At 69.0% G+C, this 23,546-nt stretch carries 21 protein-coding genes and 1 pseudogene; 14 read left to right on the top strand and 8 right to left on the bottom strand.

Annotated elements, in window-relative coordinates; genetic code table 11:
- Positions 1–3: 3 nt before the first annotated feature.
- Positions 4–405, top strand: coding sequence for a nuclear transport factor 2 family protein (locus tag KVT39_RS06680; protein WP_034182856.1), 402 nt, complete (start codon positions 4–6; stop codon positions 403–405).
- A 25-nt stretch (positions 406–430) separates the two neighbouring features.
- Here the strand turns inward: KVT39_RS06680 and KVT39_RS06675 are convergent, their stop codons facing one another.
- The 3 genes from KVT39_RS06675 to KVT39_RS06665 all read right to left on the bottom strand — a co-directional run bounded on the left by KVT39_RS06675 (position 431) and on the right by KVT39_RS06665 (position 3,615).
- On the bottom strand, positions 431–1,378 hold the full coding sequence (locus KVT39_RS06675) for a LysR family transcriptional regulator (protein ID WP_217588202.1): 948 nt from the start codon (positions 1,376–1,378) through the stop codon (positions 431–433).
- 68 nt (positions 1,379–1,446) lie between these two features.
- Positions 1,447–2,085 carry a DsbA family protein gene (locus KVT39_RS06670; RefSeq protein ID WP_034182858.1) on the bottom strand — a complete coding sequence of 213 codons (639 nt, stop codon included), beginning with the start codon at positions 2,083–2,085 and terminating at the stop codon, positions 1,447–1,449.
- An 84-nt stretch (positions 2,086–2,169) separates the two neighbouring features.
- The gene (locus KVT39_RS06665; protein ID WP_217588200.1) at positions 2,170–3,615 is read right to left on the bottom strand and encodes a TAXI family TRAP transporter solute-binding subunit; all 1,446 of its coding nucleotides are present in this window, start codon (positions 3,613–3,615) and stop codon (positions 2,170–2,172) included.
- 396 nt (positions 3,616–4,011) lie between these two features.
- Here KVT39_RS06665 and KVT39_RS06660 point away from each other — a divergent pair, with 396 nt between their 5' ends.
- The 3 genes from KVT39_RS06660 (at position 4,012) to KVT39_RS06650 (ending at position 9,059) form a co-directional block, all read left to right on the top strand.
- Positions 4,012–4,377, top strand: a complete 366-nt coding sequence (locus KVT39_RS06660) for a BON domain-containing protein (RefSeq protein ID WP_034182860.1) — start codon at positions 4,012–4,014, stop codon at positions 4,375–4,377.
- 138 nt (positions 4,378–4,515) lie between these two features.
- Positions 4,516–6,606 (top strand): D-(-)-3-hydroxybutyrate oligomer hydrolase, encoded by a 2,091-nt coding sequence (locus KVT39_RS06655; RefSeq protein WP_034182861.1) that lies wholly within the window; start codon positions 4,516–4,518, stop codon positions 6,604–6,606.
- Between the two features lie 614 nt (positions 6,607–7,220).
- Positions 7,221–9,059 (top strand): S10 family peptidase, encoded by a 1,839-nt coding sequence (locus KVT39_RS06650; RefSeq protein WP_034182862.1) that lies wholly within the window; start codon positions 7,221–7,223, stop codon positions 9,057–9,059.
- A 151-nt stretch (positions 9,060–9,210) separates the two neighbouring features.
- Here KVT39_RS06650 and KVT39_RS06645 read toward each other — a convergent pair whose 3' ends face one another.
- The 3 genes from KVT39_RS06645 to KVT39_RS06635 form a co-directional block, all read right to left on the bottom strand.
- A complete protein-coding gene (locus KVT39_RS06645; RefSeq protein ID WP_034183419.1) occupies positions 9,211–9,999 on the bottom strand; it encodes a sulfite exporter TauE/SafE family protein in 789 nt (262 codons plus the stop codon).
- Between the two features lie 306 nt (positions 10,000–10,305).
- Positions 10,306–11,745, bottom strand: coding sequence for a DHA2 family efflux MFS transporter permease subunit (locus KVT39_RS06640; RefSeq protein ID WP_217588199.1), 1,440 nt, complete (start codon positions 11,743–11,745; stop codon positions 10,306–10,308).
- Between the two features lie 136 nt (positions 11,746–11,881).
- Positions 11,882–12,613 (bottom strand): DsbA family oxidoreductase, encoded by a 732-nt coding sequence (locus tag KVT39_RS06635; protein WP_131946008.1) that lies wholly within the window; start codon positions 12,611–12,613, stop codon positions 11,882–11,884.
- Between the two features lie 188 nt (positions 12,614–12,801).
- On the opposite strand from KVT39_RS06635, the pseudogene KVT39_RS06630 reads away from it, so the two are divergent.
- Positions 12,802–12,885, top strand: a pseudogene (locus KVT39_RS06630) (sulfite exporter TauE/SafE family protein); the annotation flags it as partial.
- 37 nt (positions 12,886–12,922) lie between these two features.
- Here KVT39_RS06630 and KVT39_RS06625 read toward each other — a convergent pair.
- Positions 12,923–13,717, bottom strand: coding sequence for a transcriptional regulator (locus KVT39_RS06625; protein ID WP_034182865.1), 795 nt, complete (start codon positions 13,715–13,717; stop codon positions 12,923–12,925).
- Entirely contained in the window at positions 13,714–14,688 is a 975-nt protein-coding gene (locus KVT39_RS06620) for an ornithine cyclodeaminase family protein (RefSeq protein ID WP_217588198.1), read from the bottom strand. Before KVT39_RS06620 ends, KVT39_RS06625 begins: the two co-directional genes overlap by 4 nt.
- A 382-nt stretch (positions 14,689–15,070) precedes the next feature.
- On the opposite strand from KVT39_RS06620, the gene KVT39_RS06615 reads away from it, so the two are divergent.
- The 9 genes from KVT39_RS06615 to KVT39_RS06575 all read left to right on the top strand — a co-directional run bounded on the left by KVT39_RS06615 (position 15,071) and on the right by KVT39_RS06575 (position 23,312).
- Entirely contained in the window at positions 15,071–15,850 is a 780-nt protein-coding gene (locus KVT39_RS06615) for an ABC transporter substrate-binding protein (protein ID WP_105393772.1), read from the top strand.
- A gap of 67 nt (positions 15,851–15,917) precedes the next feature.
- Positions 15,918–17,162, top strand: a complete 1,245-nt coding sequence (locus KVT39_RS06610; RefSeq protein ID WP_217588197.1) for an FAD-binding oxidoreductase — start codon at positions 15,918–15,920, stop codon at positions 17,160–17,162.
- Positions 17,163–17,681: 519 nt separating this feature from the next.
- Entirely contained in the window at positions 17,682–19,664 is a 1,983-nt protein-coding gene (locus KVT39_RS06605) for a hypothetical protein (RefSeq protein WP_217588196.1), read from the top strand.
- Between the two features lie 312 nt (positions 19,665–19,976).
- Positions 19,977–20,336, top strand: a complete 360-nt coding sequence (locus tag KVT39_RS06600) for a hypothetical protein (RefSeq protein WP_034182870.1) — start codon at positions 19,977–19,979, stop codon at positions 20,334–20,336.
- A gap of 25 nt (positions 20,337–20,361) precedes the next feature.
- Entirely contained in the window at positions 20,362–20,877 is a 516-nt protein-coding gene (locus KVT39_RS06595; RefSeq protein ID WP_034183420.1) for a sigma-70 family RNA polymerase sigma factor, read from the top strand.
- Positions 20,874–21,656, top strand: a complete 783-nt coding sequence (locus KVT39_RS06590; protein WP_217588195.1) for an anti-sigma factor — start codon at positions 20,874–20,876, stop codon at positions 21,654–21,656. The genes KVT39_RS06595 and KVT39_RS06590 overlap by 4 nt, the downstream gene beginning before the upstream one ends.
- Positions 21,657–21,702: 46 nt before the next feature.
- Positions 21,703–22,122 (top strand): cupredoxin domain-containing protein, encoded by a 420-nt coding sequence (locus KVT39_RS06585; protein ID WP_217588336.1) that lies wholly within the window; start codon positions 21,703–21,705, stop codon positions 22,120–22,122.
- Positions 22,119–22,751, top strand: a complete 633-nt coding sequence (locus tag KVT39_RS06580; RefSeq protein ID WP_217588193.1) for a DUF1571 domain-containing protein — start codon at positions 22,119–22,121, stop codon at positions 22,749–22,751. The genes KVT39_RS06585 and KVT39_RS06580 overlap by 4 nt, the downstream gene beginning before the upstream one ends.
- A 45-nt stretch (positions 22,752–22,796) precedes the next feature.
- Positions 22,797–23,312 carry an SRPBCC family protein gene (locus KVT39_RS06575; protein ID WP_217588191.1) on the top strand — a complete coding sequence of 172 codons (516 nt, stop codon included), beginning with the start codon at positions 22,797–22,799 and terminating at the stop codon, positions 23,310–23,312.
- Positions 23,313–23,546: the final 234 nt, after the last annotated feature.

Raw genomic sequence — 23,546 nt, 5'->3', positions numbered from 1 at the left:
GCCATGTCCGATCACCCGATCTATCTCGACGCGCTCGATGCGAGCCTCGTCGCCATCGAGCGCTGGCTGTCCGGCGTCGACACCGCGCCCGCGGCGCTCGACGCGCTGCTCGCGCCGTTTTCCACCGGTTTCACGATGATCCTGACCGACGGCCGCGTAATCGACCGCGACGGCACACGCGCGCTGTTCGCGAAGCTCGCCGGCGCGAAGCCGGGGCTGCGCATCACGTTGTCGGAGATCCGCGTGCTCGCGGCCGACGCATCGCATGCGGTGATCACCTATCTCGAAGCGCAGCACGCGGCATCGGGCGAGCTGCCCGCGCGGCGCGCGACTGCCGTGTTCGAACGCGACGCGGCAGGCGTCGTGCGCTGGACCCATCTGCAGGAAACCTTCTGCACGGCCTGAGCCGTAAGAGCGACCGCGCCGCGTGTCAGCGCTTGCGGGTGCGGGCGACCGTCAGCTCGTCGGACACGCTCTGCATCAGCGCGCACAGCCACGCGATGTCGGTCGGGCGGTCGGGCTGCGGATGCGTGAGCAGGTAGCTCTTGATGCGCGGGAACGGCACCGGCGGCGTGACGACGACGAGCGGCAGCAACTGCGCGTAGTGCGTCGCGAAGCGGCGCGTCGTCGTGAAGATCAGGTCCGACTGCAGCAGCACCTGCGGCACGATCCCGAAGTAAGGCAGCGTCGTCACGATGCGCCGCGCGAGGCGCGCGCGTGCGAGGCCGATCTCGATCGCGTTGCGCTTGTCGCCGGTGTACGGCGTGGGCGCGACATGCGCGGCCGACGCATACGCTTCGCGCGTGAGCGGCACGTGCGCGAGCGGGTGCGCTTCGCGCATCAGGCACACGATCGTGTCGGAGAACAGGTCATGGCGCGCGAACTGCGGGTCGGGCTTCGGCCAGTTGCCGATCACGAGATCGAGCGCGCCCGATTCGAGCGCGCCCGCGTGGTCGAGCGCGGGATTCAGCGAATCGATTTCCAGGTGCGCATGCGGCGCCGCGTCGCGAAAGCGCTCGATCAGCGTCGGCATGAAGAAATCGTTCAGATAGTCGGGCGCGGCGACGCGGAACGTGCGGCGCGCGGACGACGGGTCGAAATCGCCGTGCGGCGTCGCGATGAAGTCGACCTCGCGCAGCGCGCGCTGCGCGGCTTCGAGCAGCGACGCGCCGTATTCGGTCGGCACCATCCCGGATTTGCCGCGCACGAGGATCGGGTCGTTCAGCGTCTCGCGCAGCTTGCGCAGCGCGGTGCTGATCGCGGGCTGGGTCTGGTTCAGCCTCAGCGCGGCCTGCGTGACGCTGCGCTCGAGCAGCAGCGTGCGCAATACGCGCACGAGCCAGATGTCGAGCGAGGCGGTACGGTCGTCGTCTTCCATCGGTGCGGGTGATTCGGGGGAAGCGTAACCTTACCGCAGCTGCACGTTGCCGTGCGTGATACCGGCCATCACGCCCGGCCCTTCGGCAGCGTGCTGATTCGCTTGACCTCGCTCGATTCGAGCCAGTTCGGCGTGCGCGCGCAGTACAGCACCATCGGCAGCGCGTCTTCACCCCAGAACAATTGCTTGTTCATCCAGAACGTCGGCACGCCGAACACGCCGAGCGCGATCGCGTCGGCATTGTTGCGGGCCAGTTGCGCACTGGTCTCCTCGAATTCGATCAGCTCGTCGCCGTGGCCGACGCCGACGCGTTCGCACAGCGCCGCGAAACCTTCGGGCGTCGACGGATCGTTGCCTTCGCGCCAGATGAAGCGGTACATCTCCAGCACCGTTACGATATCGGCGCGCAGCGCGATCGCGAGGCGCAACACCTTGTCGGAATCGAACGGGTGCGCGGGCGGCATCTTGAAGCGGATCCCGAGCTGTTCCGCGCGAAACAGCGCGTGACGGTACGTGAACACGCGTTTGGCCGGCACGTCGGCGCTCGGGCGTTGACCCCAGTGGCGCTGCAGGTCCATGAGCGACACGGCGACCGGTTCGAACGGCACGTCCGGCCATTTGTCGTGCTGTTCGAGCAGCAGATAGGAGAACGGCGACACGAAGTCGAAGAACCAGGCGGGCTGGGCGGTGTCGAGGCCGGTTGTCATGACGATCTCCAGAGGGTGGGGCATACGGCGGCCTCCATGGTACGCGGGCGGGCGCGCATGCAGCAATGATCGCGGATCGTCCGCCTACGCGGAACCGGGAGTCGCCCGGGGGGCCTCGCCGGCCGGAGGCGACCCGGCGTCGGCTGGTGCCTGCGGCTTTCCGCCGGCGCCGGACGACCCCGCCAGCGTGTCCTGGTCGTGCGCGGTGAGCCGTTCGCGCACGAAGCCGATGTGCTCGCGCAGCACGTAGAACTGCCCCGCGTAGGCGAGCGGCATCTTCATCCGGTTCACCGCTTCCTCGATGTCGTCGAGCTCGTCGAGCAACCGGACGCGTTCCTCGGCCGTGTGCTCGCCGAGCGCGCGGCGCTCGAGCGCGATCAGCGCGCCATACCAGCGATAGATGCGCGAGCGCACGCGCCAGCCGTACAGCGACGGCACGAGCCGCAGCCCGGGGATCAGCACGACGATCAGCGGCACGATCACGACGAGCAGCCGGTCGACGAGGCTCGCGACCCAGAACGGCAATCTCCGGTACAGGAAGGTCTTGCCCGACTTGTAGTAGCGCGCGGCATCGTCGGACAGCGGGAAGCCGCGCGTGACGGACGACGGGAATTCGCCCGCGTGCTGCAGGATCGTCGCGTGGCCGTGCACCTCGCGCGCGGCCTCGATCAGCAGGTCGGACAGCGCGGGGTGCAGCGAGTCGCGCGCGACCAGCTCGATCGTCGGCGCGACGGTATGGATGTCGGCGGGCGGCAGGTTCCGGCCGAGATCGTAGACGCCCATCGGCAGCGTGATCGCGGTCAGGTACGGAAAGCGCCGCGCGTACGCTTCGGCCTGCGTGAACGAATACACGTGCACGCCGGGCGCGCGGAACAGTTTCGCCATCACGGGGATCTGCGTCGAGTCGCCGGACAGGAACGCGGCGTCGATCTTGCCGTCGAGCAGCGCGGTCGCGGCGTCCTCGCCGGCGGTGGGCAGCAGCTCGGTCGGGCCGCCCGGCACGATGCCGTTCATCTTCAGCAGCGCGAGGCTCAGCTCGCGCGCGCCGCTGCCTTCCGCGCCGAGCGCGAGCCGCTTGCCCTTGAAGTCGGACAGGCGCGCGACGATCGGGCCGCGGTACATGATCGCGAGCGGCACGTAGCCGATGCTGCCGAGCGATACGAGTTGTTCGTCGCGCTCCTTCGGGCCGATGCCGCTCTGCACGAAGCCGACGTCGACCGGCGCGTTCGGGTTCGACAGCCGTTCGAGATTCTGCGCGGATCCTTCGGACGATTGGACGTCGAGCGTGACGCCGTTCTTCGCGAGGATGGCCTTGTATTTCTGCGCGGCGTTCCAGTACGTGCTGCCGGGCGGCCCGGCCGAGATCACGAGCGTGGACGGCGGCGCCGGCTGGATCAGCCTGACCGCGAGCCAGACGGCCGCGCCCGCGAGCAGCACGGTCGGGCCGATCGACAGCGCGAGGTCGCGCCACGACACCGCGACGAAGCGGGCGAGGATGCGGCGAGGCGGGCGAGGGAGGGCAGGCTTCATGGGGTAGGCGGATGACGCTGGCGTGACGCATCGATGACGGCCGTCATGGACGATGCGGATTCTCGCGGCGATGGTACCCGGTTTCGCCGCGCATGCGCGAGTCGGGCGCCGCTTCGTCAAAAGCTTTGCGCTTCCGCGGGCGCTGGATTACATTGTGCGACGCAGCCGCGCCCGATTCGCGCGCGACCCGGCACGCAATTAGACCGGGCGCGTCCGGCCGGCGGCTGTCCGGCCCGGCCGGCCCGCTATCGCGCGCGCCGGCTGTCGGCCCGTCTCGCCTCTCTCGCATCGCCGTGGAAATCACCGGCTGTCCCGCCCGTTCGCGCGCGGGCCGGCTGTCTTTGGGGGTATCCGGCCGTACTGTGCACGGCCGTTCCGGAGTTACAAGGAGATAGCATGAAGTCGATCGTGTTGAGAGCGTTGGGCGTCGCCGCCGTGGCGGCCTGTTTGTCGGGCAGCGTGTATGCGCAGTCGAGCGATGCGGCGGCAACCGAAGCGCCGGCGGCCGCGACGAGCGCGCCGAAGGCCGCCGCGAAAACCGCGAAGAAGGCGAACCGCAAGCTCGGCTACGCGGTGCGCAAGGCGATTTCGAAGGAAAGCGGCGTGGATGTGGCGAACCTCGTCGTGCGTTCGAAGGGCGGCGCGATCTCGCTGGAGGGCACGATGCCGGCCCAGGATCAGATCGACAAGGCCGAAGCTGCAGCCAAGGGCGTGAAGGGCGTGACGTCGGTCACGAACAAGCTGACGGTCCAGCAGCAGTGATGCCGGGCGGCGGCGCGTGAGCGCCGCAGGTGCCTGCTTTCGGGCGGGCCCCGGCATGCCGGGGCCCGTTTGCGCTTCAAAGTCTGCAAGCCGCGTGCGACGCGGCGGTGGACCGATAACGATATCGAGAGGGCGGCGATGGCGAGGCTCGGGTGGGGCAGGCGGATGGTTTTCGGCGCGGCGCTGGCCGCTGTCGCGATGCTCGGCGCCTGCAACGGCGACGAATCGGCCGAGCGCAACCGGCTGCCCGGCTTCGTGTCCGGCAGCGTGCGCACGACGGCCTACGACGGCGCCAGTGACGATTTGTTGACGGCCGGCCTCGGCAAGACGGGGCTCGCGGCGGCGACCGCGCCCGGCTTTGCGAATCCGTCCCGGCCGACGAGCGCCGAGCTGCGCCGTCTCGCGATCTGGTCGAACTACCGCGCGCTCGTCGACATGAGCGCGAACGGCGGCTACGGCCGCTTCTGGGGGCCGAACGTCGACCTCGACGGCAACGACACGCTCGGCGAAGGCAAGATCCCCGGCACCGAATATCTCGCGTATTCCGACGACGGCAGCGGCAGCAAGAACGTGACGCTGCTCGTGCAGGTGCCCGCCAGCTTCGATCCCACGCAACCGTGCATCGTCACCGCGACGTCGTCGGGCTCGCGCGGCGTGTACGGCGCGATCTCCGCGGCCGGCGAATGGGCGCTCAAGCGCGGCTGCGCGGTCGCGTACAACGACAAGGGCGGCGGCAACGGCGCGCACGAGCTCGGCACCGATACGGTCACGCTGATCGACGGCACGCTCGCCAACGCGGTGCTCGCCGGCACGGCGAGCCTGTTCACCGCGAACGTGACGAGCGGCGATCTCGCCGCGTTCAACAGCCGCTTCCCGAACCGCTATGCGTTCAAGCACGCGCATTCGCAGCAGAATCCCGAACAGGACTGGGGGCGCGCGACGCTGCAGGCGGTCGAGTTCGCGTACTGGGCGCTCAACGAGCAGTTCGGACCGCTGATCGACGGCTCGCATCACGGCGTGCGCTATCGCGCGGGCGACATCACGACGATCGCCGCGTCGGTCAGCAACGGCGGCGGCGCGTCGCTCGCGGCGGCCGAGCAGGACAACCGCGGCTGGATTACCGCGGTCGTGGTCGGCGAACCGCAGATCAACGTGCGGATGTCGCCGAACGCGATCGTGCGCACGGGCGGCCAGCCCGTGCCGTCGTTCGGCCGGCCGCTGGCCGACTACGCGACGCTCGCGAACCTGCTGCAGCCGTGCGCGGCCGCGTCGGCGTCGCTCGCCGGTGCGCCGTACCTGAGCGCGCTGCCGGCCGCGACCACGCAGTCGATCCGCACGCAGCGCTGCGCGACGCTCGCCGCGGCCGGGCTCGTGTCGGGCGCCGACCCGCAGAGCCAGGCCGCCGACGCGCTCGCGCAGCTCCACGCGGCCGGCTATCTGGCCGATTCCGACCTGCTGCAGGCGCCGATGTGGGATTCGCAGGCGATTCCGGCGATCGCGGTCACCTATGCGAACGCGTACACGCGCTCGCGCGTCATCGACAACCTGTGCAATTTCAGCTTCGCGACGACGAATGCGGCGACGGGTGCGGTCGCTTCGCCGGCCGCGTCGCCGATGACGGCCGTGTTCGGCGTCGGCAACGGCGTGCCGCCGACGGCCGGCATCAACCTCGTGTTCAACACGGGCGCGGGCATCGACCACCGGCTCGCGACGCCCGATGCGAGCTTCGCGGGCGCGCTGTGCCTGCGCCAGCTGTGGACGAACGGGATGCTCGGGATGCCCGCGAACGTCGACGCGGTGCGCGTGAACGCGAACCTGCAGGGCAAGCCGGCGATCATCGTGCACGGCCGCAGCGACGCGCTCGTGCCGGTGAACCACGCGTCGCGCGCGTACGTCGCGCAAAACGGCATCAGCGAACGCGGGCGCAGCCAGCTCGTGTTCTACGAAGTGACGAACGGCCAGCACTTCGACGCGTTCCTGCCCGTCGCGGGCTTCGACACGCGCTTCGTGCCGATCCACTACTACAACCTGCAGGCGCTGAACCTGATGTGGCGGCACCTGAAGAACGGTGCGCCGCTGCCGCCGTCGCAGGTGATCCGCACGGTGCCGCGCGGCGGCACGCCGGGCGCCGCGCCCGCGCTGACGAGCGCGAACCTGCCGCCGATCTCGGCCGCGCCGGGCGCGAACGCGATCACGACTGGCGCCGGCGCGATCGACGTGCCGCTCTGACGGCGCCCGCCGCGCCGCCATCACGAAGCCGGACAGCCGTCCGGCTTTTTCTTTTGATCGCGTGGAATCGGTCCCGTGCCGCCTTTTATCCGAATGGCGAGTGCCGTAACAAATTATTACTTTACGGCGGTAAATCGGGAACCTAATATGCGCCGGTATTTTCACTTAATTTAATAAATTACAGATACGAGATATTCCTTTCCATTTAATTAATCGATCCTTTCGATTTTGTTAAATCGGCTCGAGTTGTGATTGGTCGCTGTTCTGCGATTAATCGGCATCGCGCCGGCGGGGATTGTTCGTCTGCTCTAAGTGAAGCGGCCTTGTCGGGGCTGGCTTTGCGGGGCGTGCTTTTGCCGTCGATTTTGTGCTCATGCGAATGCGTAGAATGAATTCGTATTGCTGCGGATTATCGAATTGTCGTGTGTAATGGAATTGATTTCTTTGTGCTGTCGCAAAAAAATATGGGTGGGGTAAATCGTGCCGATCGGTATTCGCCGATCCGGTAAAAAACTCGGAGTGCGTCGCATAACGAATGCATTCCCGGTGCGGAGCGCCGGCGCAAACGATCCTTTGCGGCCGGCGGTATTTATCGTTCTGTTCGAGAGGCAATAATGACGACACGGAAGTCCTTGAAAGACGGTTTCGCGCTATTTGGAACGACACTGAGCGTGCCGCTCGCCGCAGCCGCGGCCGCGGCGCTGCTCGTCACGGGGTGCGGCGGCGACGACGGGCCGAGCCCGTCCGCTTCGGCTGCAACCGCGGCCGCGACGACGTCCGGTGGCAGCACGTCGGCCAGCACCGACGCAACGGCCGCCGCCGCGGCCGACCAGCCGTACGTCGACAACGACGTGTACGGCACCGGGCCGAACGACGCGGTCACGGATTCGACGGAAGGCGCCGCGGTCGTGCACCGCCAGGTCACGATCGGCGGCAAGACCGTCAAGTACACGGCCACCACGGGCCACCTGACGACGATCGATCCGATCACGTCGGCGCCGAACGCGAAGATGTTCTACGTCGCGTACACGCAGGACAATCCCGATCCGTCGAAGCCGCGCCCGGTCACGTTCTTCTACAACGGCGGCCCCGGCTCGTCGTCGGTCTACCTGCTGCTCGGCTCGTACGGGCCGAAGCGCCTGCAGTCGTCGTTCCCGAACTTCACGCCGCCCGCGCCGTACAAGCTGCTCGACAACCCCGACAGCCTGCTCGACCGCACCGACCTCGTGTTCATCAACCCGGTCGGCACCGGTTATTCGGCGGCGATCGCCCCGGCGAAGAACAAGGACTTCTGGGGCACCGACCAGGACGCGCGCTCGATCGACCGCTTCATCCAGCGCTACCTGACCAAGTACTCGCGCTGGAATTCGCCGAAGTTCCTGTACGGCGAGTCGTACGGCACCGCCCGCAGCGCGGTCGTGTCGTGGGTGCTGCACGAGGACGGCATCGACCTGAACGGGATCACGCTGCAGTCGTCGATCCTCGACTACGCGAACGCGCTGTCCGCGCCGGGTACGTTCCCGACGCTCGCGGCCGATGCGTTCTACTGGAAGAAGACGACGGTCAACCCGACGCCGACCGATCTCGACGCGTACATGGTCCAGGCCCGCAACTACGCGGACAACACGCTCGCGCCGCTCGCGCAGAAGCCGAACCCGCAGGACGGCGGCTTCGTGAACGTGCGGCTGAACCTGAACCTGCAGACCGCACAGCAGATGGGTTCGTACATCGGCACGGATCCGACGTCGCTGATCCAGACCTTCGGCAACCCGGCCGCGCTCGGCAACGTGCCGTCGTCGAACGACAACCCGCCGTACACGTTCTTCCTGACGCTCGTGCCGGGCACGCAGATCGGCCAGTACGACGGCCGCGCGAACTTCACGGGCAAGGGCATCGCGCCGTACATCCTGCCGAACTCGGGCAGCAACGATCCGTCGATCACGAACGTCGGCGGCGCGTACACGGTGCTGTGGAACAGCTACATCAACACCGACCTCAAGTACACGTCGACGTCGTCGTTCGTGGACCTGAACGACCAGGTCTTCAACAACTGGGACTTCAGCCACACGGACCCGACCGGCGCGAACCGGGGCGGCGGCAATACGCTGTACACGGCCGGCGACCTCGCGTCGACGATGAGCGTGAACCCGGACCTGAAGGTGCTGTCGGCGAACGGCTATTTCGATGCGGTCACGCCGTTCCACCAGACGGAGCTGACGCTCGCGCAGATGCCGCTCGACCCGACGCTCAAGGCGCAGAACCTGACGATCAAGAACTACCCGTCGGGCCACATGATCTACCTGAACGACGCGTCGCGGACCGCGCTGAAGGGCGATCTCGCCAACTTCTACGACGGCATCCTCGCGAACCGCACCGCGCTGCAGCGCGTGCTGAAGCTGCAGGCGCGCACGCAGCAGCTCAAGCAGCAGCAACTGAAGCAGCAGGGGCAGTAAGCGTCGCGGGCGGCTTTGTGCCGCCCCGGATGGACGACAGCCCGATCGGCGCAGGCCGGTCGGGCTGTGTTTTTTGCGGCGGGCGATGGGCCGGCGCGTCGTGCGCCGGCGGGGCAGGACGTGATGAAGGAGGAAAGCGCGGCCGGCCCGCTTACGCGAGCACGAGCCGCACGCCGACCGCGACGAGCGTCGCGGCGAGCAGGTTGCGCAGCAGCCGCTCGGGCGCGCGCGCCGACAGCAGGCTGCCGAGCACGATGCCGGGCAGCGAGCCGAGCAGCAGCGACAGCAGCATCGACCAGTCGACCGAGCCGAGCAGCCAGTGGCCCATGCCCGCGACGAGCGTGAGCGGCACCGCGTGCGCGATGTCGGAGCCGACGATGCGGGTCGTCGCGAGCATCGGATACAGCAGCAGGAGCACGGTCACGCCGATCGCGCCGGCACCGACCGACGTCATCGACACGAGCACGCCGAGCATGGCGCCTGTGAGCACGGTCGACCACAGCGTGCGCGCGGGGCTCGGCGCGAGCGGGTTGCGCGCGGCGAACGCGGTGAGCTGCGGCCGGAAGATCAGCGCGAGCGACGTGAGCAGCAGCGCGATGCCGAGCACGAGCTGGATCATCCGCGCGGTGCCCGGCGTGTTCATCCCGTGCGTGTGCAGCCACCACAGCGTGAGCGCCGCGGCCGGGACGCTGCCCGCCGCGAGCCGGCCCGTGATGCGCCAGTCGATCGAACCCTTCAGGCCGTGGACCAGCGTGCCGGTGGCCTTGGTCGCGGCTGCGTACAGCAGGTCGGTGCCGACCGCCGTCGCGGGGTGGACGCCGAACAGCAGCACGAGGATCGGCGTCATCAGCGAACCGCCGCCGACGCCCGTCAGGCCGACGAGGATGCCGACGAACAGACCGGACAGGGAGTACAGCAGATCGATATGGGGAAGCGACATCGGAAGCAGGCGGTTATGCGGCGTTCGGCGGCGGCGCGCGGCTGCGGCGCGCGCGTCAAAGTCCGCCATTGTCGCAAAAGTGGCGGGTCGATGTACGACTGTGTTAAAAATCGGCCGCAAAGGCCCGTGCGGCGGGCCGCCGGACGAGTGTGAAACGCGTGTTCGAGCGAGGGCGGGGCCGATAACGGTGACGGCCCGAAAGGTATGACGAACCGGGAATGCGTGCCGCGGCTCGGCACCCGCAAAAAAGGGCGCGACACGGCGCGCCCTGGTTCGATGCCGGCGACCGGCTTGGTCGGCCGGCGGTCAGTGCATCGCGGGGCCGACGCTTTCGACGCCGTTCTGCGGCCGGATGCGCAGCGCGAGGCCGATCAGCGCGGCCGCGGCGGCGAACGCCGCGCCGAACGCGAATGCCGCGTGATAGCCGCCGTTCAGCGCGTCGAGCGGCGCGGCCTGCGCGGCCGCGAGCGCGTCGGTGCGGGCCGCCGCGAGGCTCGCGAGCACCGCGAGGCCGAGCGCGCCGCCCATCATGAACGCGGTGTTGACGATCCCCGACGCGAGCCCGGAATCGGCCGAATCGACGTCGCTCATCGCGGCGAGCAGCATCGGGTTGAACGCGACGCCCGCGCCGATGCCGAGCAGCGTCATGCCGGGCAGCACGTGCCAGACGAAACCGCCGTCGACCGGTGCACGCGAGAACAGCGCAAGGCCGCAGGCCGCGATCAGCAGGCCGGCCGCGATCGGGCCGCGGATCCCGAAGCGCATCACGATGCGCGCCGACAGCCCGAGCGAGAACGCGGCCATGATCAGGTTCGCCGGCAGGAACGCGAGGCCGACCTGCAGCGGCGCGTAGCCGAGCACGCGCTGCATGTACAGCGCGGACAGGAAGAACCACGCGAACATCGCGGCCGCCCACAGCACGCCGATCACGTTCGCGAGCGCGACGTTGCGCGCGGCGAACAGCGTGAGCGGCATCAGCGGATGCGCGGCGCGCGCCTCGATCGCGATGAACAGTGCGAGCAGCGCGACGGCCGCGCCGATCAGTGCGACGGTCTGTGTCGACAGCCAGCCGGCCTCGTTGCCGCCGACGATCCCGTAGACGGCCAGCATCAGCGATGCGGTCACCGTGACCGCGCCCGCGACGTCGAGCCGCGCGGCGCCGGCCGGCGCGCGCATGCGCGGCAGCAGCGCGACGCACATCGCATAGACCGCGATGCCGATCGGCAGGTTGACGAGGAAGATCCAGTGCCACGACAGCGAGCTCGTCAGCAGCCCGCCGAGCAGCACGCCGATGCTGCCGCCGCCCGCGCACACGAAGCCGTAGACGCCCATCGCCCGCGCGCGTTCGCCGGGCTCGGTGAACAGGTTCATGATCAGCGACAGCGAGACGGCCGACACGACCGCGCCACCGAGCCCCTGCACCGCGCGCGCGGCGATCAGCATCGTCTGCGATTGCGCGAGGCCGCATGCGAGCGACGCGAGCGTGAACACGACGAGGCCCGCGAGGAACATGCGGCGCTGGCCGTACAGATCGCCGAGCCGGCCGCCGAGCAGCAGGCAGCCGCCGAACGTCAGCAGGTACGCGTTGACGACCCATACGAGGGCCGTTTCGGTGAAATGGAGGTCGGTGCTGATCGACGGCAGTGCCACGTTCACGATCGTGCTGTCGAGCACGATCATCAGCACGCCGAGGCAGAGCACGATCAGCGCGTACCAGCGCTTCTCGCCGTGAATCCCGTGTGTCATGGGCCTGCAGCCTTCTGATAGTTATTTGAAAGGATGCATTGTAGACGTCCTCGGCGCGGGCTTCCTGCCGGTTTGTGGCAGCAGCGACGCGTAGTGGCGTGTCCGGACGGGACGCGCGGGATCGGCGTTGCGCGTGTTACGAGCGCGCCGGCAGTTCGCAGCCGTCGGGGCCGCATGCCGCCGCGTCGCTGCCGGCGAGTTCGACGATACCGTCGCGCCACGCCTGGTCGAGTGCCTGCGCGAACGCGTCGGCCGGCTGCGCGCCCGACACCGCGTAGCGGCCGCCGAACACGAACAGCGGCACGCCGCGCCCGCCGAGCTGCGCGGCGCGCGCGATGTCGGCTTCGACTTCGGCGCGGTACGCGTCGCTGCGCAGCACGTCGTCGACGGTCGAACGCTCGAGCCCCGCTTCGACCGCGAATTCGGTCAGTTGCGCATGATCGAACAGCGAGCCGTGCTCGCAGAAATACGCGCGGTACAGCCGCTCGGTCAGCGCATGCGCGCGGCCGGTCGATTCTGCGAGCTTCACGAGCCGGTGGCCGTCGAGCGTGTCGCCGACGAGCGTGCCGGGCAGGTCGTAGCGCAGCCCGACGCTCGCGGCCGCGTCGGTCACCTGGCGCAACATCTGGTCGACCTGCGCGGGCGACATCCGGTACTTGCCCGCGAGCATCGCCTCGACCGGCTCGACGGGCTGGCCGGGCATCAGCCGGTACGCGCGCAGCACGACGTCGACGCGGTCGGCGTGCGCGAACGCGGCGAGCGCCTCGTCGAAGCGGCGCTTGCCGATCCAGCACCACGGGCAGATCAGGTCGGACCAGATTTCGACGGTCAGGGTCGGGCGGGCAGTCGGGGCGGGAGCAGTCGTCATGGGCGGTCCGGGCGGTAAAAAAGTGTAACCGAGACTATATCATTTCGTGCTTCGACGCCTGGTCCTGGCCGGGCTCGTGCGGAACGGGCCCGCGTCCGACGTGTCACGAAGCGTGGACGCGGAAGTCACGGGCCGACAGCGATTGCCGATGCCGGATGCGGCGGCGGGGCGCGGCGAACCGGCCCACGGGCGTGATGAACGCATCGGCCGTCGTGCTGTTCCTGGCGTCGCCGCAGCTGCATTGGGGCACGGCACTCGCGCTCGGCGGCGGGCCGCGGCGAACCGGCCCACGGGCATGCCGCTTGCCGCTTACGCGTCGCCCTGCGTTTCCTTCAGGTGCTTGAGGTGCTTGTAGACCGTCGCGCGCCCCATCCCGAGCACGTTCGCGACATAGTTCGCCGCGCTCTTGCCGCGGAACGCGCCTTCCGCGTAAAGCGCCTCGACGAGCTCGCGCCGGTGCTCGCGCGTGAGCCCGTTCAGCCCGACCTGCCGCTCGCGCAGCCAACCGTGCAGGAATGTATTGATGCGCTCCTGCCAGTCGTCGCGGAACAGTTCGTCCGGCTGCGCGACGACGCCCGCGCCCTTGATGAACAGGTCGAGCGTCGCGCGCACCTCGTCGAACACCGCGATGTTGAAGTTGATGCACATCATCCCGGCCGGGCGGCCTTCGTCGTCGAACAGCACGTTGCTGACGCAGCGCATCCGCCGGCCGTCCCAGTTCAGCTTCTCGTACGGGCCGATCACGCGCTCGCGCGCCGAATGATCGATTTCCTCGAGCGCGGAATCGTCGCCGACCTCGCGCTTGGACAGGTTGTTCGCGAGATACAGCACGGTCTGGTCGTGCAGGTCGTGGATCACGACTTCCGCGTACGGGAAGAACAACGCGGCGATACCGTCGGCGATCGGCGCATAGCGGGTGAGCAGCAGGTCTTTGACGGGGGATTTCTTCTTGCGCATCGGTGTCGCCATCTCGGGTGGGCGGGGGCCGGGCGGCACATCGGGCCGGCGTGCCGGCGCGCCGGTGGCCGGCATGCCCGTGCGCCCGCGCGCGGCCGCCGCGGCGGTTGCGCCATTGTATCGGCCCCGCGCTCGCGTGATGCTCATGCGCGTGTCAGGTGCGTGTACAGCGCATGCGCGATCGCGATGTCCTCGAGCCCGAGGCCGATCGAGCGGAAGAACGCGTGACGCGTGCGCGACGGCGCCGCGCAGGTGCCGGCGACGAGCGCCGGCAGGTCGCCGACGATCCGTCCGGCGTCCCAGCCGTGATCGGCCGCCGCGATCTGCATCTCGCCGGCGCTCGCGGGCGTCGTGTGCCGGTAGTCGCAGTACACGTCCATGTCGGGCAGCCACGCGGGCGGGATCTCGTGCGCACGTGCGACGTTCGTGCTGATCGACGTGACGAGCGCGGGGCGCGTGAGCATCCCGTCGCCAAGCACGGGCGTGCCCGACGACGTGCACAGCATCACGACGTCCGCATCGCGCACGCAGGCTTCGACGCTCGCAGCCGCGCGTGCGCGCGGGTCGAGCTCGACGAGCGTCGCCTGCAGCGCCGGGGCGCCGGCGAGCGCGGGCGAGTACACGCGGATCGTCTCCCAGTCGCGTAATGCCGCCGTGTGCCGCAGGTGCGCGAGGCCGACCGCGCCCGCGCCGACGATTGCCAGATTGCGCGCGTCGCGCGGCGCGAGGCAGTCGACCGCGAGCGCGGTCGTGCCGGCCGTGCGTTCGACGGTCAGGCGCCCTGCGTCGCACCACATCAGCGGCTGGCCGGTGCGCATCGACATCAGCGCGGTCCAAGCGGTGACGATTGGTCTCCCGTCGGGCTTGCCTCCCGTCACGACGTAAGGCGACAGCTTCGCGCCGAACACCTGCTCGTCGGCGAGCGCGCCGAGATACGTGATGAAGTCGCCGGCCTGGTCGGGAAACAGCGTGAGGGTCTGCGGCGGCTGCACCGCGCGCGCGGAGGCGAGCGACGCGAACATGCGGCGCAGCGTGCCGAGCACGTCGAGCGACGGCAGGGCCGCGCGCACCGCGGCTTCGTCGACGGTCAGCGGCAGGGGCGGGACGGTTTGCGTCATGGGGACATCTCCGGTCGGGGCCGGACAGGGATGTCTCGAAAGACGGTGTCCGGCGGTGTTCGTGATGGACGAAAAGTCTAATATAGACAAACGAAATCTGGAGAATTTTTCTTTTCGAGACTTTGTGTCGTTGCTGTCTTCATGAAAAACATCGGGAAATCAACGGTGTTTTTGACGATCGACGAGATTTCGACGCAGCGAGACAGCGCGCGATCCTCGTATCCCCTATAGTCTAATATAGACTTTGAGTCTATATTTCGCATGCAGGACACGACATGTCGCCGTGCGGCGGCCGCCTGTGTCGACTGTCGATCCGGCGCCCGGACGAGGGCGCCGCGCGACCGATCTTCATCGCCTCAATCCAGAACAGAAGGACCGTCTCATGAACTGGAAGCTTTCCCTCTGCGCCGCCGCGGCGCTTGCGTGCGCGGCCGTCACGGCCCACGCGGAACAGACCACGTTGCGCTTCGGGATCGAAGCCGCCTATCCGCCGTTCGAGAGCAAGACGCCGGCCGGCCAGCTGCAGGGTTTCGACGTCGACATCGGCAACGCGGTGTGCGCGAAGCTGAACATGAAATGCGTGTGGGTCGAGAATGCGTTCGACGGCCTGATCCCTGCGCTGCAGGCGCGCAAGTTCGATGCGATCAACTCGGCGATGAACATCACCGCGAAGCGCAAGCAGAGCATCGACTTCACGCCGGCGATCTACGTGGTGCCGATCGTGATGGTCGCCAGGCGCGGCTCGCCGCTGCGGCCCGACGTCGCGAGCCTGCGCGGCAAGCATGTCGGCGTGCTGCAGGGCTCGTCGCAGGAGGATTTCCTGAAGGCGCACTGGGCCGATGCGGGCGTGGCCGTCGTGTCGTATCAGGACCAGGACCAGATCTACGCCGATCTCGTCGCCGGGCGTCTCGACGCAGCCGTGCAGGAAGCGCAGACCGCGCAGGACGGTTTCCTCGACAAGCCGGCCGGCCGCGACTACCAGATCGTCGGCGAGCCGCTGAAGGATCCGGCGACGCTCGGCGAAGGCACCGGCTTCGGGTTGCGCAAGGGCGACAAGGCGCTGCAGGCGAAGATCGTCGGCGCGCTCGACGCGCTGAAGAAGGACGGCACGCTGGGCGCGCTGTCGCAGAAGTACTTCAAGCGCGACATCGTCGCGAAGTAAGCACGGCCGCGCGCCGGCCGCGGGGCCGGCGCGCGTCGCATCGAATCTCGACGCTGGGCGGGGAAGCATGGATTTCGACGTCATCGTTCTGGGGGCCGGCATCGTCGGCGTGTCGTCGGCGCTGCATCTGCAGGATCGCGGGTTGCGCGTCGCGCTCGTCGACCGGCGCGCGCCCGGCGAGGAAACGAGCCACGGCAATGCCGGGTTGATCGAGCGCTCGTCGGTCGTGCCGTATGCGTTTCCGCGCCGGCTCGGCACGCTGCTGCGCTATGCGCGCAATCGCTCGGTCGATCTCTATTGGGACTATCGTGCGCTGCCCGCGTATGCGGGCTGGCTCGCGCGCTTCTGGCGCGAATCGTCGCCGCAGCGGCTCGCGGCCGCCGCGCGCGACATGCTGCCGCTCGTCGCGGCGAGCGTCGTCGAGCACGATGCGCTGCTCGCGCGCACCGACGCGCAGCCGCTCGTGCACGACGGCGGGTGGATCGAGGCATTCCGTTCGCCCGCGCTGTTCGACGCGGAAGCGCGCGCGCAGCAGCGCGTGGCCGACGCGCACGGGCTGCGGATGACCGTGCTCGACAAGCGCGCGCTGCGCGAACGCGAGCCCGGCGTCGGCGACGCATTCTGCGGCGCGTTCCATTGGCAGGACCCGAAGACCGTGTCGAGCCCGGGCGGGCTGACCAAGGCCTACGCGCGGCTGTTCGAACGCGACGGCGGCACGTTCGTGCTCGGCGACGCGAAGACGCTCGCGCAGGTGGATGGCGGCTGGCGGGTCGACACCGAGCGTGGGGCGATTTCGGCGCGCTCGGCCGTGGTCGCGCTCGGGCCGTGGTCCGATCACGTGTTCGCGCCGCTCGGCTACCGGATTCCACTGCGCGCGAAGCGCGGCTACCACATGCACTACCTGCCGACGCGCACGCTGCTGAACGTGCCGGTGTGCGATACCGAGGAAGGCTTCGTCGTCGCGCCGATGGAAGGCGGCCGCCTGCGGCTCACGACCGGCGTCGAGATCGCGCTGCGCGGCGCGCCGCCGACCGGCGTGCAGCTCGCGCGCGCCGAGCCGCTGGCGCGCGACGCGTTCGGCATCGGCGAACGGCTCGATCGCGAGCCGTGGCTCGGGATGCGGCCGTGCACGCCCGACATGCGTCCGGTGATCGGGCCCGCGCCGCGCCATCGCCATCTGTGGTTCGCGTTCGGCCATTGCCACCACGGGCTCACGCTCGGCCCCGCGACCGGGCGCCTGCTCGCCGAAATGATGACGGGCGCGCCGACCTATATCGATCCCCGTCCGTACCGGCCTGCGCGCTTCGGTTGAACCGGCGATGCGGCGCAGGTCCGCGCCGCCGCCGCGCGCGATGCATCGCATTCTCCTGCCGCGATGCGGCCGCAACAATTTTTCATTTGGCTATCCGAATTATCAAAATCCGGGTGATCGGAAATGATCTGCGTAATCGCCGGGAAAGAAATCGCGAAATAAAGAAAATCAGAAAATTCGCGATTTATCAATGCATTTTCATTTCGCTGAAATGCACATTGGGTAGTCGGTCATGACGCTGCATGGCAGCGTCGCAGCCGCACGTTCCGGCGTTACGTGAATGTACCGGAACACGTTACTACGGGGCTCGCAAACGTTACGTTACATCCGCGTTCCGTCTGCCTTTTTCGTCAGACGATTCTGGCTCCGCAGCCCGTTTATTTCGCCTGAAATCCATAAAAAAGCGCTATTGCCTGGAAATAGGCTGGTGATTCAATCCGCTTTTTGAATTGGCACGCTTCGTGCAATCCGTCCCCATGCTTTATCAACGTAGTGCCAACCGAGATGGGGTAAATAAGAATGGGACAGAATTTCAAATTGACGGGTGTGGCGCTGTCGGTTGCGACGGTGTTCGGGGTACTGGCTTCGGGTTCCGCGCTGGCGGGGGCCCTCGATTCGCTGCCGATCCCGCAAGTGATCGTCAATCCGCCGACGAACAGCGTGTCGGTCGGGCTGGTCGCGACGGGCACGTCGCCGCTGGGCTCGGTCACCGTGACGGCGGGCGGATCGGGCGCGATCCAGACGTCGCTCGGCAATCCAGGCCAGGTGCTGTCGGGCGCCGTGGGGGCGGCGACGGGCGCACTCGGCGGTGGCGGCGGCACGGTGCAGCCGCTGGCGCCGGTTCAAGGTGTGGTGAATCAGGTGACGGGTGCGCTGAGTGGCGGCAACCCGGCTGGCGCGCTAACCGGCGCATTGAATACGGCGACGGGGACGCTGAGCAATGCGGTTGGTACGGTTACGGGTGCACTGGGTAACGTCGGCGGCGGTGCGAATCCGCTGGCGCCGGTCCAGGGTGTCGTGAATCAAGTGACGGGTGCGGTCGGTGGCGGCAATCCGGCCGGCGCATTGACCGACGCACTCGGTACGGTAACGGGTGCCCTGGGCAACGTCGGCGGCGGCTCGAACCCGCTGGCACCGGTGCAGGGCGTCGTGAATCAAGTGACCGGTGCATTCGGCGGCGGCAACCCAGCAAGCGCACTGACCGGCGCCCTCGGTACGGTAACGGGCGCACTGGGCAACGTCGGTGGCGGCTCGAATCCGTTGGCGCCGGTCCAAGGTGTCGTGAACCAGGTCACGGGCGCGCTCGGCAACGGCAACCCGGCAAGCGCATTGACCGGCGCCCTCGGCACGGTAACGGGCGCCCTAGGCAACATCGGCGGCGGCTCGAACCCGCTGGCACCGATCCAGAACGTCGTCGACCAGGTGACGGGCACGCTCGGCAGCGGCAACCCGGCCGGTTCGCTGAGCAACGCGGTCAACACGATCACGAGCACGCTCGGCAACGTCGGTGGTGCGGGGAGCCCGCTCGCGCCGGTGCAAGGCGTCGTCACGCAGCTCGCCGGCACGCTCGGCAACGACAATCCGGCCGGTGCACTGACGAACGCGCTGAACTCGGTGACGGGTGCCCTCGGCAACCTCGGCGGGTCGAACCCGCTCGCGCCGGTGCAGGGCGTCGTGAACCAGGTCGTCGGCACGCTGTCCGGCGCGGGAGGCGGCAGCCCGATCACGCCGATCACGAACCTCGTCAACGGCCTGCAGAACGCGCTGCCGACCGGCGGCAACGCTGCCGGCGTACTGAACGGTGCACTCGGCTCGGTGACGGGTGCGCTCGGCAACCTCGGCGGGTCGAATCCACTGGCGCCGGTGCAAGGCGTCGTCAACCAGGTCGTCGGCACGCTCGGCGGCAACAATCCGGCTGCGACGCTGAGCAACGCGGTCGGCACGGCCACGGGCGCACTCGGCAATGCAGTCGGCTCCGTCGCGGGCGCGCTCGGCGCGCTGGGCGGCACGAGCCCGCTGGCGCCGGTGCAGGGTGTCGTCAACCAGGTCGTCGGCACGCTGACGGGCGCGGCGGGCAACAGCCCGATCGCACCGATCACGAACCTCGTGAATGGCCTGACTGGCGGCAGCAACCCGGCCGGCGCACTGACCGGTGCGCTCGGCTCGGTGACGGGCGCACTCGCGAACGGTCCCGCGGCGCTCGGCCAGGCGGCCGGCGCGCTGTCGGGTGCGGCCGGTTCGACGGCAGCGGCAGGCGGCAGCCTGCTCGGTTCGGGCTCGAACGCGGCCGGCGGCACGGCGGGCGCGGTCGGCTCGCTGTTGACGACGGGTGCCAACTCGACGGTGACGGTCGTCAATGCGGTCGGCACGTCGGCGGGCACGGCGCTCGGTTCCGCGCCGGGCCTGTCGGTGACGCCGCATTCGGACAACGGCTCGCCGAACAACCCGCTCGCACCGGTGACGACGCTGCTGCAATCGCTGACCGGCGCACTGCCGAGATAACGAGCCGGAAACGCACGGCGGCGCCGTATCGGCCGCCATGCGAAACGGCCGTGCAACATGGGTCGCGCAACGCGGCATGACAGGGATGTCATGCCGCGTTGTCCTTTGGGTTTCCCGCTTTCTTTCGTCGTATGAATGGCCGATACCGGGCCGCCGCCGATCGTCGCAGGGCGGCATGGAATAACCGGCCGCTTTCGTCCGTTTACATACCGAGTCCCGGCACGACCGGCCGGCGGGATAATGGTCTCGACGAAGCCGATCGTCCCGTCCGGCGCCGCCGTGTCGCGATGCCATGTCAAAAGGAGAACGGGAATGAAACGGATGCTTTTCGCCGCCGCGCTGATGGCGGCGATCGTGCGGCCGGCGGCCGCGGAACCGCCACAGGTCGGCGACGGGAAACTGGTCGACGAAGATCACATGACGCTGTACGTGTTCGATCGCGACGCGCCCGGCAAGAGCGCGTGCGACAGCGCGTGCGCGGCCAACTGGCCGCCCGCGATCGCCGACTCGTACGACAAGGCGTCGGGCGCGTGGAGCCTCGTCACGCGCAGCGACGGCAAGAAGCAATGGGCGTACCACGGGCGCCCGCTGTATCGCTGGAAGATGGACCACAAGGCCGGCGACGCGGGCGGCGACGGGATCGGCGGCATGTGGCACGTTGCACGTCCGTAACGGCGCGGCGACGCGCGACGCATCGATGAGCTACGAATCGGACCTGCTGGTGTGGCTGCCCCATCTCACGCGCTATGCGCGTGCGCTGACGGGCGACCGGGCCTGGGCGGACGATCTCGTGCAGGACACGCTCGAGCGTGCGCTGAACCGGCCGCCGCGCGACGGCGGCAACCTGCGCGCGTGGCTGCTGACGCTGCTGCGGCACCGCTTCATCGACCAGTTGCGGGCGCGGCACGAGATCGCGGTCGACGATGCGACGGCGCCGTGGCAGACGATGGCCGCGCCGTCCGGCGAGATCGGCGGGCTGGTGCTGCGCGACGTGCAGCGCGCGCTGTACCGGCTGCCCGTCGAACAGCGCGAGGTGCTGCTGCTGGTCGCGCTCGAGGAGTTGAGCTATCGCGACGCCGCGCAGGTGCTCGGCGTGCCGGTGGGAACGGTGATGTCGCGGCTCGCGCGGGCGCGCGGGCAGATGCGTGCAATGCTGTCGGACGAGCCGTCGGCGCACGGCACGGCCGCGTTACGGGTAATCGGGAAGACATGATGGACGAACCGCACAAGCCTTCGAACGATCGGGACGACGATGCGTCGGCGCAACTGCTGTCCGCGTTGCTGGACGGCGAGCTGTCCGGGCACGAGCAGCGCGAGATGCTCGAGCGCCTGCAGTCCGATCCGAAGGAGGCCGAACGATTCGCGCATTACCGCGCCCAGCGCGACGCGCTGCAGGCGCTGTTTCCGTTGCCGGGCGCCGCGCCCGCGCTGTTCGTGCAGCGCCGCGCGCCGCGCCGGCGCGCTATCGCGTATGCGTTCGCGGGGCTAGCGGCCGGGCTGTTGATCGGCGTCGCGCTGCATGCGGGCTGGGCCGCGTTCGGCAGCGAACCGGCGTTCGCCGCGCGCGCCGATGTCGCGTATGCGGTGTACGCAGCCGATCGCGAGCATCCGGTCGAGGTCGGCGCGGGCGATCCCGCGCACCTTGCCGCATGGCTGTCGGCGCGTGTCGGGCGGCCTGTGCGCGCGCCGTCGCTCGACGAATACGGCTACGCGCTGCTGGGCGGCCGCTTGCTGCCCGGCGACGCGGGGCCGGCCGCGCAGTTCATGTACCAGCGGGCGGACGGCAAGCGCGTGACGCTGTACATGACCGCGTACGACGCGCGGCGCCTCGCGCCGCGGGCGATGTCGGCCGACGGCCGCTACACGTATTTCTGGTCGGATCGCGGCATGGGCTATGCGCTGTCCGGCCGCGGCGACGAACGGCGCCTGCGCGAGCTCGCGATCGAAGCGTGCGGCGCGCTAGGCGGCTCGACCGACGCGTGGAAAGGATGACGTGCGCGGCGCCGGCAGGGAGCAGGCGATGAAGATGAAGAAGACGATGACGAAGGCACTCGTGCTGATGCCCATGCTCGCGGCACTCGCCGCGGGCGCCACGCTCGCGCGTGCCGACGGCGATGCGCCGGTGCGCGTGCCGGTGGACGCAGACGGCGTGCAGCGGGTGACGATCGTCGGCGGCAGCTATTTCTTCCATCCGAACCACGTGATCGTGCGCGCGCACGTGCCGGTCGAGCTGACCGTGTCGGCCGAGCCCGGCGTGGTGCCGCACAGTTTCGAAATCGATGCGCCGCAGGCCGGCATCGCGGTCCACACCGAACTGGCCACGACGCCGAAGAAACTGCGCTTCACACCGGCGCAGCCGGGCCGGTTCGCCTACTATTGCACGCATCGGCTGCTGTTTTTCAGGAGCCATCGCGAGCGCGGGATGGAAGGCGTGCTCGACGTCGAGGCGGCGCCGTGATCGCCGCGTTGCTGGCCGCGAGCCTGATAGGAGCGAGCATGACAGCCGATCCCGTGACCGTTGCGCAGGCACATTTCGACCACGTCCGCTCGTACCGCGCGACGATCCGCTCGTCGGCGCGGAGCGGCGAACACGCCGAAATCCGCTACGCGTACCTGAAACCGGGCTTCGTCCGGATGGATTTCGTGTCGCCTCATCACGGCGCGGTGCTCGCATACGATCCCGGCGACGGCAAGGTGCGGCTGCGCCCGTTCGGCGCACACGCGCCGCCCGCGTTGACGCTGTCGCCGTCCAATCCGCTCGTGCGCGACCGCAGCGGCCACCGGGTCGACCGGTCGGACGTCGGCGAACTGCTGCGCAACGTTCATGCGCTGCAGCAGGGCGGCGCGACGGTGACCGAAGGCGAGGAAGCCGTCGGCGGCCGGACCGCGCTGCGCGTGTCGGTCACGGGCGCGCCCGCGCATGCGGTCGGCGGCGTGCATCGCTACCGGCTGTGGCTGGACGCCGAGGACGGCTTTCCGCTGAAGGTCGTCAGCTTCGCGGACGATGACGACGTGCCGCTCGAAACGGTGACGCTCGACGATATCGAGATCGACGTCGCGTTTCCCGAGCGCTTCTTCGCGCCCTGATCGGTGCGCTGATTCATTGCCCCTGACGCGCATGCCGGAGGCTGCATGGCGGAATACCGGTTCTCGACGACCTGGCGCGTGGACGCCCCGCTCGCGGCGGCCTGGGACGCGATCTACCAGGTCGACCGCTGGCCCGACTGGTGGAAGGGCGCCGTGCGCACCGTCGAGATCGAGCCGGGCGACGCGCGCGGCGTCGGTGCGCTGCACCGGTATACGTGGAAGGGCGCGCTGCCGTACCGGCTGACCTTCGACATGCGCGTACGGCGCGTCGAGCCCGGGCATGCGCTGGAAGGCCGCGCGAGCGGCGCGATCGAAGGCGACGGATGCTGGTCGTTTGCCGGCGACGGTGCGTGCACCGTCGTGCGCTATGACTGGCACATCCGCACGCAGCTGAAGTGGATGAACTGGCTGGAGCCGATCGCGCGCCCGTTGTTCAAATGGAATCACGACGTCGTGATGCGCGAAGGCGCGAAAGGGCTCGCGCGGCTGCTGGGCGCGGCGGTCGAGACGGAGGGCCGGACCTTCCGGCCGCTGTCGGGCGCGGGCTGCGCCGATACGTGACGACGTGTGACGGTGCGTGACGGCGATCCGCGCCGCTCAGCACGCGTACGCCATCACCGCATTTTCGACAACGAGCGCAACGTGTTCGCCGACTGCCGGACACCGGTGTCCCGGCCCGCGTACGCGCACGAACACGTCGGATCGGCATCGATGCATCGGCGGGGAGGGCGCGCAAGGGGCGTCCGGCGTACGCGAAGGCGGCGCTGCAGCATGCCGGATCGGCGCCGGCGCAGT

The sequence above is a fragment of the Burkholderia sp. GbtcB21 genome (assembly GCF_019091065.1).
GTDB classification, from domain to species: domain Bacteria; phylum Pseudomonadota; class Gammaproteobacteria; order Burkholderiales; family Burkholderiaceae; genus Burkholderia; species Burkholderia pyrrocinia_C.
This window is presented reverse-complemented; position numbering and strand designations above follow the sequence as displayed.